This is a genomic window from Natronococcus sp. A-GB7 (assembly GCF_029688865.1).
Lineage (GTDB): Archaea > Halobacteriota > Halobacteria > Halobacteriales > Natrialbaceae > Natronococcus.
Window position 1 is genome coordinate 1 of record NZ_JARUKV010000041.1, and the last position, 15016, is coordinate 15016.

Annotated in this window: 8 protein-coding genes and 2 pseudogenes; 6 read left to right on the forward strand and 4 right to left on the reverse strand. The window is 53.8% G+C overall.

All coding sequences use genetic code 11. The features are described from left to right. From QA609_RS22935 to QA609_RS22945, 3 genes are all read right to left on the reverse strand, one after another. On the reverse strand, positions 1-1389 hold a 1389-nt coding region (locus QA609_RS22935; protein WP_278304944.1), incomplete at its 3' end, for a phospholipase D-like domain-containing protein. Between the two features lie 155 nt (positions 1390-1544). Continuing rightward, a complete protein-coding gene (locus QA609_RS22940; protein WP_278304945.1) occupies positions 1545-3296 on the reverse strand; it encodes a hypothetical protein in 1752 nt (583 codons plus the stop codon). A 393-nt stretch (positions 3297-3689) separates the two neighbouring features. Next, a complete protein-coding gene (locus tag QA609_RS22945; protein ID WP_278304946.1) occupies positions 3690-4460 on the reverse strand; it encodes a CBS domain-containing protein in 771 nt (256 codons plus the stop codon). Between the two features lie 417 nt (positions 4461-4877). Between QA609_RS22945 and QA609_RS22950 the strand changes: the two genes are divergently transcribed. The 5 genes from QA609_RS22950 (at position 4878) to QA609_RS22970 (ending at position 13873) form a co-directional block, all read left to right on the forward strand. Beyond that, positions 4878-5858, forward strand: a complete 981-nt coding sequence (locus QA609_RS22950) for an HNH endonuclease signature motif containing protein (protein WP_278304947.1) — start codon at positions 4878-4880, stop codon at positions 5856-5858. 277 nt (positions 5859-6135) lie between these two features. Continuing rightward, entirely contained in the window at positions 6136-10620 is a 4485-nt protein-coding gene (locus QA609_RS22955; protein WP_278304949.1) for a DUF3578 domain-containing protein, read from the forward strand. Continuing rightward, on the forward strand, positions 10613-11956 hold the full coding sequence (locus tag QA609_RS22960; RefSeq protein ID WP_278304950.1) for a hypothetical protein: 1344 nt from the start codon (positions 10613-10615) through the stop codon (positions 11954-11956). Before QA609_RS22955 ends, QA609_RS22960 begins: the two co-directional genes overlap by 8 nt. Positions 11957-12354: 398 nt before the next feature. Continuing rightward, positions 12355-12543, forward strand: coding sequence for an AbrB/MazE/SpoVT family DNA-binding domain-containing protein (locus QA609_RS22965; RefSeq protein WP_278304951.1), 189 nt, complete (start codon positions 12355-12357; stop codon positions 12541-12543). Between the two features lie 541 nt (positions 12544-13084). Continuing rightward, a complete protein-coding gene (locus tag QA609_RS22970) occupies positions 13085-13873 on the forward strand; it encodes an aldolase/citrate lyase family protein (RefSeq protein ID WP_278304952.1) in 789 nt (262 codons plus the stop codon). Between the two features lie 107 nt (positions 13874-13980). Here the strand turns inward: QA609_RS22970 and QA609_RS22975 are convergent. Further along, positions 13981-14250: pseudogene (locus QA609_RS22975) on the reverse strand (IS5/IS1182 family transposase); the annotation flags it as partial. 422 nt (positions 14251-14672) lie between these two features. Between QA609_RS22975 and QA609_RS22980 the strand changes: the two are divergent. Next, a pseudogene (locus tag QA609_RS22980) lies at positions 14673-14990 on the forward strand (hypothetical protein); the annotation flags it as partial. Positions 14991-15016: the final 26 nt, after the last annotated feature.

Genomic DNA, 15016 nt, shown 5'->3' on the forward strand with positions numbered 1-15016 from the left:
GTATAGTTCGGGAAGCGTCATCGGAACCAGAGTTGCCCCACGATCTTCGGCAGCCGATTCTGCTTCTCCTGAACGAGACGGTGTGTGGACGTTCACCCAGCATGGATTCGAGAGTACGCTGTTTTGATACTGAAGACGTGCCGTACCTCCAGTTCGAAGCGGCTCGAGATCTGAGTTCGTGAGCAGGGACTTCTCGATCTTGAGTCGCTGTCTGTCATCAGTTGTGGCACTACTGGCTTCGATATCGGTTTCCTGGAACTGGATCGTGCTCTCGAGATCATCTTCCGTATCGGGCAATAGTGTACAAGAATCGATATCTACAGATGCTGCGACCTCAGCCAGAACCGTCAGTTGACCACCATCATAGCTCTCATAGATAACGAGATCAGCAGCAAGAAGGTGGGCAGGTGGGCAGTCGGTTTGATTCGAATTTGTTCCTTCGTTGTGTATACTCGGTGGCTTCTCCCTAGCTGGGACGAAATCCGTCAATTCTGGCGTAGCTTCGGAAAATGGCTCGGTATCAAACAGGCAGTGAGTGTCATTATTGGTGCGCCGAAGCACAGCCGTCTCTACGTTTCCTGGTTCGCCACCACCAGTCGCCGTTGCCAGCAGCGCTGCCCGTGAGAGATTTGGACTTCCACCTAGCACGTAGGTCCCTCCGGTTGTCTGCAACACGATGACCTTGCCGTGGACGTATCGTGAGGATGAGTATGTCTTTACTGCAGCCAACTCTTGACGGCACCACTGGCGAAGCTTCGTCTCATTCACCTGCGTCTTCTGGTTTTGCAACCACGCTGTGGTGTCGATTCCCAAATTGACGAATTTTTGGAGCACATCAACGGTTGTCCCATAGAACGGTGCAGTAACGTCTACTGCAGTAATCTCCTCTTCGTGTGCAGCGATGATCTCAAATACTTGCTCGAGCAAAGGATTTGAAAGATTGTGTAGAAACCACCGCGATCGTTTTGAAGTAGACTCAGCAGCCGCTTCTCTGACCCAGTCCATCGCCTCCAGCGTTTCCCATGCGTTTTCCCGTGGGACCGGTCCCACTCGGGAAGCCAGCGGGCTCTCGAACAGCGCTTCGAGGAACTCTGCGATCTCTGTGAGCACCGCTGTCGTATCATGCATTGTTTCTTGGTTGTCTTCCTGTTCCAACATTGAGTCGGTACAGTGTGCGACGCTCATAATTTCCTGATTTCGCGTCAGCGCCTGCTGGGTCAGATTCGCACTGCCGATGTAGGCGGTTGCTGTCCGCTCCCCGCCGAAGAAATAGATCTTTGGGTGAAACGTCCGCCCTGCCTGGGCGCGCATTGGCGTGAGATAGTAGCGGTTCCCGGCGTCAGTTGGGCGGGTTTCAGCTGCTCCTTCGTCAAACGTCGCTTCGTACATTGAGTCGTCCAACAGTACGACATTGTTATCATCCGTGTTCTTATTGCGGAGCAAAGGTAGAAAGACTGATTCGAAAAACCGTGCCGAAAACGGGAACGTCGTCAAGATAGCACCCTGTGTGTTTCGATCGTGTGTCTTGAGATGTTCAAGGAGTCTCATTCGGTATTAAGGAAGTGTGCGATGACGTTTTGACCGCGCTCAGTTATTGAGGCCTCACTCAGACTGTCGGTGCTGATCCATCCAAGTTCGTAGAGGAGGTCAGCTGTCCGATCGTATTTGAGTGTAGGGAGGTTTGGCTGATCATTGTTGAAAGATCGTTCGTAAGCGAGTGTCCCATCGGCATCAATGCTTACCAGCTGTGGGGACTTCCCGAGTGTGTCACCGAGCTTAGTGTAGAGACGTTCGAGATATCCTTCAAGAACACTCTGACGAGTAATCTCTTGTACGACTGTCCGGAAGCTTTCCTCTTCATTGTACGGAAATGCCCATAGTTGGCGAGCACTCGGTGGGCGCTGGGTTTCAAGGAACCATCGTCGGTGTGGGGCGAACATATCTTGAGAGAAATAATGATCGTAGCGTCCCTGAAGCGTCGCAAGCAAGAGGCTCGCGTAGGCACAGAGACGGGCACTCCGATCAATCGACGGTGCTGTCTCGAGGCTACGCTCGATGAGCTTTCGGAATGTCCACTCGGATGGGGGCTCGAGTCTAAAGCCACTGTGAGAGTTGACAATGTGGGCACGGAGTTCCTGCCAGGATTGCCTATCTGGATCAACTAGTTCGCTAGGGGACCTATCATTGAGACGCAACTCTGGTGAATTACGCCAGGCCGTTCCATAGTAGATTGACCACTTGAGCTGCTTGAGCCGGTCGGGATCCTTATCAGAAGCCTTAATTTCAACTCCAGTAAGTGCGAGTGAAACACTCTCGGCAAATGCCTCGTGGGTAGTGAGTCGTTGGACGATCGTTTCCCCTTCTGCCGGTCCTGTGGCTGCAAGGGCTTGATAGAGCGCTATCAAGAGTGTTTCATAGGCATCGGAAAAGTACTCTGAGTATATAACAAAGCGCCAGAGTTCACGTGTGTCGGCAAGCGAACCGAATTGTGGCTCCTCTGAAGGTGCCGTAACAACCTGGTCCAGAGTCAAAAGTAAAACCAGAAGCGACGATCGGGCAAAGACATCCTGGCCTCCAGCCATGTAGGCCTCGAGGTCTGTGAGTTCCACTTCATCGTCCAGTTCATACTTAGACTCCGTATCTGTTATTTCCTGGGCGGTCGTGTGTTTGTCTTGTGTAAGATACTGTGAAATCGAAATTGTCACCCCAGCGGTATCGTCCATGAAAGCGAGTTCATCCCAACTTGTGGCCCGGTTTGTCAGTCCAAGATGTGCTTTGGCTAGCAGTGTGCGCTCACGTGATGAAATTCGACAGAGACATCCGTCGGTCCCGAACCGCTCAACGAGCGTAGTTGAAACAGATTCTTCGTTAACTGCCGTCTTTATGTCTTCAAATGCGACAGCAACAGCCTCATCAAATGCATCGGCAAGCGAGTGACCCAGTGGTGACAAGGTATCCTCGTTCTCGAACAGCAAGAGGTTGTACAACAGACCCTTGTAGTATTGATCGAATCCCGACTGGCCGTTAGTCAATGTGAAATGGTCGGATGAGATATCGATTACCTCGCCAGTTGACTGATATAAATCTGCTATCTCAACGTCGTCGCCAATTGTCCGGGAGGCATTGACAATACCTTTTCCTTCTGTTCCATTTCCAGAGCAATCATGAGCGACGTTAGCAAACAAGTAGATCTTCTCATAGAGAGCACGGTTGGCCTGAGTATACTCATCAGCGTGCTTCGCAACCCAGGCCCAGTATGATAGGTAACGCAGTCGGTGCGTTATTGCATTGCTCAAGACCGGAAACAACAATCTGCCTTGGAGTCGATTGATAGTGGCTTCTGTCCCTAAAGGGTCGAGAATCCGCATCTTACGGGCTTTGTCAGTCCAGACTGGTCCAGTGAAACTCATTCTAACACCAATTGTATTTGGAGAGGGTACGGAGTGATGACTTGTTTACACTGTATTGTAAATATAACGGCAATTGCAGGTAGCAGCTGCGTTCTTTCTCTACTTTCTAAGTAGCGTCTCAATGATCTAGTGACATATAATCATCATACTGAGATATACAACTCACACCGATAACAATAACAATGGAGTTTTTATCAACCAATCTATATGGCTCTGGAATTGATAAGGAAGTGCTTAGATTCTACTTGATAAATAGTCTACCGTCAGAAGCCGGGCAACTTACTTGTTGCTATTAGTATCTAAAGTTGTAAAATAACTATGTGCGACATCTATAGCTTCACGATCAATCTCGCTAATTCCTGCTCTGAAATGAAATAAAGCATTTCGACTCTTCCGTACCTGTTCAAGCAAATCAATCACGAAGTCGATTTCTTTCTTGATTTGAATTGGCAGGTCTGAGATATTCTTTCGGATAAATCGCTTGTACTCTTCAAAATTGAAGTGATCTATTGATGTCGGCATTGAGTAGCTTGGATCATTTTCTTCTCTTGGCCCAAACGTATCCTTGATTTTACCTTCGATGTCGTCGATAGACGATCGGAAAATGCTTCTTACACTTTGTTCAATCTCTCCAATTTTGATGAAGGGCTCGAACTGGCTTTGAAGGAAATAGAACATATCATAACGAGTCATAATTCCTCTCAGATCATTTTCATTGCCGACTAATACGTACTCATCTTCTGCAAATGTATCAAATAATTCAAAAATATCGTGACCCTCATTAACATAACGTGGCTGAACAAGCGCCCCTCTCACACTATTATTTATAATGCTACTTTCTGGAGTGGATTTTAGCATTCGTGAAATCGATTTGAAGGTGACCACACCAGAAACGGTACCAGATACCACTACTGGTAGCTGAGTGAAATCGTGGCGAAACATTACTGAAAGGGCTTCTTTGATAGTCGTAGTAGGTTCAATCGTGATTGGATCTGTGAGGTCTACGCCTTTTTCCTGTTGAAGAACGTCACCAGCGGTATAGAATTGCATACGGGTACATGGGGATCAATGGTAAAAGTTTCAGTGGTTATCCCAGTAGGGTAGTAAATAGCTATTATTTAACGGAACTCCGCAATATACCAGCCAGCACTACTTCCTTAGAAAGTTGTGAATTTCCATTCCAATAATGTTAAATTAGCTCTGCAGCGGCCACGAGTTGATCGCTGCCAATACAACTACTCTACTCCGTACAAGACCGTTTATAACCGTGTCCCATTCAGGGCTCCAGAAGGTCTGACTGCTCATCAGCTAAGAAGATGTCCTCCAGCTTCCGTCTGCCGACGAGCTTCATCCACGACCGATGTTTCTCGAGAAACATCGAGAGAGCCATGGGTTCGAGGAATCGGTGTAGTTGAACCAGGATCTCCCAAAAGACCGAAATAAGTCGGTGAGCATCCTGAACCATCAATGTTCTCTGAACGCCTCCGCAGTCTCGTTCCGATGTTCGGTGGCGCAACAAGCTACGTCAAGAGTCTCGATTCGATTCTTAACTACGCCGACGAGCAACAGCCAACAACCGAGGAACTCGTTGGCTGGCATCGCGGACACTTCGCTCGAGTCTCGAGTCAGAAGTCGATTATGCGTCGTATCGATTACTTAGAGGACGTCGGGTTACTCACAAAGAACGGACAGCACTGGACACTAGGTCCCGAAGGAAATCGATACATCACCGATCAATCGACAGATACGCTGCTGGAGATCATGTGCCGACGGAACATCGGTCTGCGAAGCCTCTTGTATTCGCTCTCAGCCAGTCCGATGACGATCGAGGAGATCAGCCGACAACAGCTCAGAACGCATACTGAACTCGGCTGGGATCCCAAAAACAACGATATGGCGTTGCAACGCGTGAACTGGCTTCGAAGCCTCGAACTCGTCCAGAAGGACGGAAGCCAGTATGCACTCACCGACAGAGGACGCCAGTTCACCGATGAAGCAATCGAATACTGGTCGAACACTCCCAAATCGGATGTGGAATCCTCGATAGCTGCAGAAACCTACGAAACAACGGTTACAGCACGAGCGATTGACCCCGAATTCCGAGAAGTCACACTCAAACGATTCGACTCTACGTGTCCGATATCAGGGGTTGACCATTCGAGTCTACTAGATGTTGCTCACGTACTATCTTGGCGCGACCATCCGGAGTACCGTGCTGACCTCTCGAACGTCTTGGCACTCAGCAAAACTCATCATGCTGCGTTCGATCGAGAACTGTTTACGATCGACCAGAACTATCGGATTCGGGTGAACCCTACGTTCGAGACGGAAAGTGATCTGCTACAACGGACAATTGTTAATCGTGATGGTGAACGAATCTCGGTGTCCGATGGGACTGTGAATCCAGACTACATAACCCAGCACAACGCTACCCTCGAATGGGTCTGACTCGCCAGAAGTATTGGTCGATAGGCTTGAAATGTGCATCAATGGGGAGATCAAGTCAGCTACCTCGGAGATCACCAGCACGATCGAGAGCACCGAACTGACCGAAGATCACTCGAGGAGGTAGTAAACATCTCACCACCTCAGTGACGTGAGTTCAAATTCGCCTCAAAACCTGTCGTAGTCGTTCTACTGAAGGGAAACCAGTACTCTCTGTCAGAAGGTCGTGTTACTTCCGAGATGTGAATTATTTTGATGGTTGAAAGACGTGGACATGAGTATGTCACTCTCTTCGGAACTAGATCTGGGCGAGACCCTCAGACAGATTCTTACTCAATATCCTTCGCCAAGACAGATTGGGAAAGACCGTGAGTATTACAAAATCAACGACGATCCGGACCTCCACGACCTAATCAGACGAAAGAGCAAACAAGCGGTCCAGGACGTTCTCGAGCCCACTGACCGAGAGTACAATGTCAATCCAACACTCGGTCAAGGCACAATGGGCGATATCCCGTATATTCCGATCGAACGCCCTGATGAAACCACAACAACCCAAAAGGGTATCTATATCGTCTATCTGTTCGACACTGAAGCCGATCGACTCTGCCTAACACTGAACCAGGGGGCAACAGAGGCCCAGCGATGCTCATACCGGGTGGGCCGAAAACCCTACTCTAATACGATTCTCGAGCACCATGCTGCTCGATATCGCGAACTCATCTCCCCGCCCGAAGGATTCCAGCCAACGAAAGCAACGATCACGTCAACCCTCGAGTACGAGGGTACCGAAGAAGACGTCAATCGCGCTGATGCGTACAACAGCGGTGCCATCCTCACGAAGAGCTACTCACCTGAAGATCTCACCGACGAAGAACAAGTCAAAGCGGACCTCCTCGCGCTCATCGACACCTACGAAGACCTCCTAGATCAACTGTATAGCAGCCCCCAATACGACCTCGAGGAGCGAAGCGTCTGGCGAGTTTCGCCATTGACTGACCAACACTGGGAGTTCTGGCATCGAGAGAACGTCGCCTCAATCGCAAACTCCCAATCCGGCGGTAGTCCCCCTGAACTCGAGAGCGGAGACATCATCGTTGCAGGAACGACGATCACGAAAATCGACGTCCCGTTCGGTATTGGGCGTGTTACGTCACCACGAGTTTCTGTCGATGAATTCGAATCACCAGAGGATACACCAGAAACACTCGCTGATGAGCAGCTAATCGGTGTCGACTGGTATCCATTCGGCGACAAGGGAATCGCGATGAACTGTCTCTCGAGCGAGACCAATCTCTTCGAAGACCGACCAGACGATGGCCAAGCACAGCCAGCAATTGACCACTTGCCAGCAGAACTCGGTCACTTCCTTGGCGCAACTGTTCGTCGTCTCGTAACCACCGAGCTTGCGACCGATTTCGAGTCGGAACTCACACAGATCGAATCCCACCTGCAGTTCACAGACACCGCGACAACAGACACCGGTAACTCGGTCAAGACCGAACAGAAACCACCTACAGCAACCACCAAAAGCGAGGCAAGTACCGAACAATCCACGAACCTGAACGTCTACCAAGTCCCGATAAAGACGGGTCAAAATTCGATCCGGACAAATTACCAACGCACGGTCTTGGACGGCGTCCCTCGAGAGCCGCTCGAGGACATCACCGAGAGTCCAATCGATCACGACGAACTCCGCGTCTGGGGGAATCGTGAGGACAACCCAGCAGACGTTGGCGACTACCTGCTCTTTGCCGACAAAGATGGCCAACGAAGCGGCCAGTATACGATCCTCGCTCGAGTTGCTCACGCAACAATTCTCGAGCCAGAGGCAGCGATGGCGTTCACGGACGCCATTGGCTGGGATGACACAATAGACACAACGTTCCATCAGATCTTGTTTCTCGAGCCGGTATACGAAGCCGACCTCGATCGAGAGCAGTTCTGGGACACGTTAGGAGTCAGTGATTGGCCAAACGATACCTACAGTGCCATCAACTTCAACCGAAGTGGATCAACTTTCGAATCGGAGTACCAGTCTGTCTCCGAGTTCATCGACCAAATCAAAGGCACACAACTCTACCCCGACACCTCGGAGGACGAGGCCTACTGGGGCATGGCGAAAGCGAAACGAGAGACTGGGGCGGAATTCATTGCGAATCCCTCTCGAGAGACACTCGCCGCTTTCCTCGACGACGAGCACTTCTGGACGATGCGAGCAGGGCCGAGTACCGAGTGGGTCCTCGAGAATCGGATGCTCGCCGAACACACACCAAAAGAGATCGCTACAACACTCGAGACCGCAGCAAAAACGGGAGATATCGAACCAGTTGTCGATCTCCATGGGTTCGGACTCGGCATCGCCTCCGAAGCACTCCGGGCGATCGCCCCTGCCGAGTATCCACTCCTGAACGATCGCTCGAGGACAGGCATGGAAGCACTGGGATATCCACTTCCAGACTCCGCTCAGGGGTATGCTGACTTCACGACCAACGTCAGAGACGCTATCACGACGTACCGGCTTCCAGATATCGCCGACGAAATCAGCCAGAACGGACTCCCAAAGTGGGCGACAGACCTCGAGGCCGCGGACTACGTATTCTACCGACATTCCAGCGACGAGTATGCCTTCGACCTTGCAGAGTGGATTCCCTGCCTCGCTACAACTGAGCAAGCCCCCTACTACTGGGTCAACCAATCGAATCCACCCGAAGGTGAAACAGCGTTCCTCCAGGCCACTCCCAACGGCGAGTTCGATACTGACATCGGTCGATTAGAACAGGGCGATACTGTATTCCATCACGTCGGCGGTGAGATCGTCGGCTACTCCGAGGTCCTCGATTCACCACAAGCAGATCACACCACTGACGAACCACAGTGTCGCGTCAAGATCACTCCAACTCTCTTCGAGGAGCCGTTGGCGTTCACGGCTGTCTTCGAGTACCTCTCCAGTGACGAAGCCCAACTCGAGGACTACTATCCAGTAACCGAGACTGGTGTCAGGGACGGCTATCTGTTCAACCTCTCGAAGGCAGCTGGTGATTACCTCTTCGCCCAGATCGAGGCATCCGAGGAATCATCTCGAACTACACCAGTGCCCACAACCAACGACGACCTCGAGAACCCCGACCACCCACTCCTCAAACGAACACTCGAGGACGACACCACAGTCTACAAATTCACCGCACCACCCGACTACTGGCTGACCGTCTTCGAGTACACAGCCCTCTCGTTCCAACCAGCGGACAAAGACCACTGGAAACAACCTGACCCCGGCGATATCGTACTCTTCCACTCGAGACAGGATCCAAGCTGGGAGGACCTCTCCCCCCGCGAAAGCGCTCTCATCGGAGCCGGAATCATCCAGGACCACACCACCAAACCCGACGACGAACCGTGGTGGTACGACGAACACGAAGGCGGCCCAAAGGGCAACTCCTTCCCGTACCTGCTTACCTTCAGCAGACTGTTCGCAACGGGGGACCTCGAGAAGACTGATACAAGCCAACAAATCACCGAGAAAGACCCCACAACGGTCGATGCCGAACTCGAGGCCCTCCTCACAAATGCACTCCCGTTCGAGCGAGCAGACACCATCTGCCGCCAACTCAGTGACACCGGCTTCCCCCGCCACCGTCTCCTCGAGTCACTGACCACAGACAAAGGAACGGCACTCCTCGATGCACTCACCACTACACTCGAGGAAGTCCCGGCCATCGCCCTCGACAAGAACCTCACCAGTCCCATCGACGCCAACGAAATCCTCGAGGACCTCCACTTCCAAAACAACCTAGCCACCCAAATCCTCGAGCAGATCTCCACAGCCCTCCGCTCGAACAAACACATCCTGCTCACCGGCCCACCCGGCACCGGAAAAACAGAAATAGCCGAACGCGTCTGCGACTACCTCACCGACACCCACCCCTACCTCTACACCGATTTCGAGATGACCACGGCCACCGCCGACTGGTCGACGTTCGACACCGTCGGCGGCTACATGCCCAACGAATCCAGCGACAACGACCAGAACCTCTCGTTCACGCCAGGGATCGTTCTCAACCGCCTCAAGGACCGTCAAAACAACACACAAACCAACGACCTGCTCGTGGTCGACGAACTCAACCGCGCAGACATCGACAAAGCGTTCGGCCAACTCTTCACACTCCTCTCCGGACAATCGGTCCAACTCCCCTATACCGTCAACGACCACGAAATCGAACTCACGACCCACGCCGACCTCGAGGGCACTGCACAACCCCACCAGTACGTCGTGCCCAACTCGTGGCGCATCTTCGCGACGATGAACGCCTACGACAAGACCTCACTGTACGAGATGAGCTACGCGTTCATGCGCCGTTTCGCCTTCATCCGCGTCCCTGCCCCCGACCTCGAAGCCACCACAGAAACCGACAATCCTGCAGCGGAACTTGTCCACGAGTACGCCGACGTCTGGGAGCTCGAGATCACCCAGCACGAAGCACAAGCAGTCGGTCGCGTCTGGCGAAAAACGAACACCGCGGTCGACGAACGAGCGATCGGCCCGGCGATCATCAAGGACGTCCTTCAGTACGTCACGCTCCACAGCGATGACCTCGAGTACCACCTCACCCAGGCTGTCATCAGCTACATCTTCCCACAGCTCGAGGGCGTCCCGAAACGGAAAACCATCGTCCGCGAACTCACTAACGTCCCGGACATCAAACCAGACTTACTCAAAGACGCCGCCCAGGAGATGCTCCAAGTCACACTCACGGCAAATGAATAGAGACGAACTGCTCGGCCAGCTCACCGAGGACATCCTCGCCTACGCAATGCGAGGCTCGTTCCCCCAACAGGAGCTCGCCCGCTCGCTCAAACCGGAACAGCTAGACGAGCGCTTCGAGGAGTACGAACTCCTGCTGGATCTCCACTTCATCCTGCAAGAGGACGTCGTCGAGTTCGTCCGGAACCTCTCCGGACACCTCCGCAGCATCCGCACCGAAACCCAAACGACCTCACGAACCAGACGCGGCACTGTCGACGGGCGAATCAACTGGGGTGACACGATCAAGAAGCGCTACTCCCAGTACCCTCGAGACAACTCGATTTTCGTCTGTGACAATCGCTCCGAGGACTACGACATCCCGGAGAACATCGTTCTCAAGCAACTCATCTCGATCATCCATCGGACGATTCGAGAGGCAGAGGAGTACCTCCGTGCAGACTACGACTGGGTCTCCGAGACCTGGAAGGGCAGCGACGATCTGATCGACGAACTCCAGCGTATCGTCGAACGCAACGTCCACGTTCGCCGGATCCGCGAGCCCGACACCTACGAGCCGACCGAGCGGATGCTCACGACGGCCGCCAACTCCCGTCAGGAGGTATATCGTACGGCTGCCTCGCTGCTACGAACGCGCCAGCGATTGTTCGACGGCGACGCCGATGCGATCCGCCAGCTGCTCGAGCAGACCGCAATCGCACCGGACGATACAGATTCACTGTTCGAGCTGTTCGTGCTCTTCCGGTTTATCGCGACGATCGAAGACCTGCGAGAGAGCACGCCGCAGTTCCAGACGATCGCAACCGACCGGCAGGAAGTGGCTCGGTTTGACGGCGACCAGGAGATTGTCCTCTACCACGACAATTCTGCGCGTGATCGGAATCTGTCATTCACCGCGGTTCCCGACAAAGACGAGGACAGCCAGTCCCGAACTGACAGGGTACAGCGTGTCGCCAAGGAGGTCGCTGGCAACTACTTCAACAAAGAGTATCGAGACCACACCGGACGGCCAGACGTGATCGTCCTCGAGATCATCTCCGAGGATGGCGACCACGAGTACCTGATCGTCGAAGTCAAAAACAGCGCCAACGAGGATACGATTCGGCGCGGAATCAAGGAGACACTCGAGTATCTCGCCTTCTTGCGTCTCAACGAGGAGTATGTCTTCGGACGCGATACTGAGGAGTACTTTGGCTCTGGATGGAACGGCTTGCTCGTGGTTCAGGATCTTCAGCGGGAGACGGCATCACTCGAGGAGCAAGCTGAGAGCGAGATCAAAATCCTGCAGGCCGCTGAACTCGAGAATCAACTAACACAGGTCCTCAAACGGAAAATCTGATCTATTCCGAGCGTGTGCCCGCCGTAACTGATAAACGGACACGATGATTTACCAGACCGGTACTACTCGATCCGATGCACCGCATTCCTCTGGGAAGGCTGTGCGAACTACATCCCGCGGATTTCGCGCGACTCGACGAACTCGTTCACTACCTTCATAGCTCCGGCGTTCAGTTCGCATATCTACTTATTGGCCAGTTCATCGTATAAGTGGGTGTGATCAACGCTGTAGGAGGGTTTCTATGACGTCCTTCAGAGCGCTCGGTTGCTACAATCCGCGCGCTGTTAGTCCGTCACGGAAATGGGGGGGTTTCCGGGACACCTGATTTTCCCGTCCGTAACCTCTGTTGTATATACTCGTGTAAGGTTAAACTAGAGATGCCGAAAACTACCGTCTCTGTGACCGAGTCGACGACGCCTAATCCCGATGGAGAGGACTACCACCGAACCCAGTATCGGACTACGATCCCGAAGGACCTCGCCGAGTTCTTCGACATGGACGGCGAGACTACCCTCGAGTGGACCGTCGGGAACGCGAGTAACAAATTGGAGATCACCGTTCACGGCAGCGGGGAGGGGGATCGGTAAATGCCCCGGGATAGAAGAATAGCGCGCAATTTCCGGAATTGGAAGGGAGTCAACTGCTCACACTGTCCGGCGATGCCGAGGAAGACCTCTGCTAACAAGGATGTATACGGTAACTGGTATTGCTCAAAGTGTTGAAAGGGGTTGCACACGTCCGACTACTACGAGGAGTAGCATGATCGGAAACAGCGAGGGGAGCGTCGTCCCGAGTAATCTCCCAGGATCCGAAGACGACATCCCTACGATCGGCTACGTGCGACTCCCACAAGCATCTGACCGATCGATCGAGCTCAAAAAGAAGATATCCGAGGCTGCTGTGCCGGTCGAGGCCTCGAGCTCGCCGGGATTCTCAATGAGGGGACCGGAACGAGTGGCTTCGAGGAAACCCGCGAAAAATATCATGAGCTCCAGCGATTCGCCGAGGGAGGGGAGGTCTTCGCGATCGCGACGCGTTCCATGGACCCGATTTGCGATCCCCGCCCTAAGGTGTACCCTCGGGAACTGCGCCGCGAACGTTTATTGACGCCGCTGTGGTCGACTGCCTATGGCAACCTCGCCACGAACCAACCTCCTGCAGCGGACCCTCGAGGACGACGACATCGCGCTCGGCGTCCTCGAGAACGCGTACGATCCGACGCTGGTCGAGTTCTACGGCGAACTCGGCCTCGATTTCGTCTGGATCGACCTCGAACACGCCGGACCGAGCCCCTTCGACGGCGATCGACTCGAGGACCTCGCTCGGGCCGCGAACGTGACGGGGACGGAACTACTCGTCCGACTTCCGGAACCGGACCCCGGCATGGTCCGGAAGATCCTCGATGCGGGCGTACGGTCGCTGTTCGTCTCGCGCATCGAGACGGCCGACGAGGTCCACCAGGCGGTCGAGGCCTCGCGGTTCGAGTACGACGGCGAACCCGGTAAGCGCGGCTTCGCTAGCCCGCGAGCGAGTCGGTGGGGGACGACCGACGACTACGCGGGTACCGAGGACGATGAAATCGTCGTCGGCGTGACGATTGAGAATCCGATGGCGGTCGACAACATCGAGGAGATCCTCGCGGTTCCCGATCTCGGGTTCGTCTTCGCCGGACCGCTCGATCTGGCGGTCTCGCTGGGCCACCCCGGCGAGCCGACCCACGACGAGGTCGAGTCCCACGTCGAGGAGGTCCGTGAGGCGGCCCTCGAGGCCGACGTCCCGCTCGGCGGACTCGGCTTCGGGATGGACGACGTCAACGAGAAGGCCGAGTCCGGCTACCAGATCCTGAATCTGGGGAGCACGACCGGCGCGCTGGGCGGTGCGGTGCGGTCGTGGCTGAACGAGTACGAGGGATCCTAGGCGATTCCGACGGGCTGCGGGAACCGCTCGCTCGTCCGGGCATTCACTTTCAGCCCCACCCTCTAATAGCGGACTTCGCCTTTTCGTAAGCACGAGGACCGGTTGCCGAGTCGGTTGAACGCTTTGCACAACGTTGAGGGAGAGGGAAGTTCCATCAGATCGATGGCACTCCGAATCCGGGGCATCTCGATAAGTTCGTCAAGAAGCGTCCGGTACGTCGTATTCTTCCGCACCTTGAGGCAAAGCAGGACAATGTGTTGATGGAGTGTGTACCGCCGTTTCGAGAACTTCGAGGAGTATCGAGCAACAGCTCGCCGAGCCAAGTGATACGCCTGCTCAACGAACCGGAGTAACCGCGACTTTGGGAGGGCCTGCATTCGGTCAGACTACCGGGCGAACATGTAAATCCCCGAGTATTTCGACAGAACAAATAGGTCCGAATTCAGTAGCTAAACCCAACTATAGTGTAGTTCGATAACAACTCACCATAATCCAGCGGTCAAACCGGCTAAGAGAACCCTATCAGAAAGACTACTAAAAGGAGGAGGATCGGTACTGCCACTAATAGATCAGGCCAGTTCATTTTTCACCTACTCTGGGTACTCACGGCTGTTAAAGCGGCCGGTAAGTGGTTCATCTGTACGTAACGCTCCGACATGGTGAAGCTCACTCCTCGTCGTTCTCCTCACGATCACGGCGCGTCTGCCGACCGGACGGTGTGTCGGGCCAATCGTCGCACTTGTACTCGCCGGCATGTTCGGTGTTAATATGCTCCGTAAATTCTTCCTGCGCCCCGAACGTCCTCGAGATCATCTCCGAGGATGACGATCACGAGTACCTGATCGTCGAGGTGAAGAACAGTGCTAACGAGGACACGATTCGAAGAGGGATCAAGGAGACACTCGAGTATCTCGCCTTCTTGCGTCTCAACGAGGAGTACGTCTTTGGACGCGATACTGAGGAGTACTTCGGGTCCGGCTGGAACGGCCTGCTTGTGGTTCAGGATCTGCAACGCGAGACAGCGTCGCTCGAGGAGCAGGCCGATAGCGAGATCAAGATTTTGCAGGCCGCCGAACTCGAGAATCAACTAGCACAGGTCCTCAAACGGAAACTCTGATCTATCGTTTAGAACAGGCCACAAAC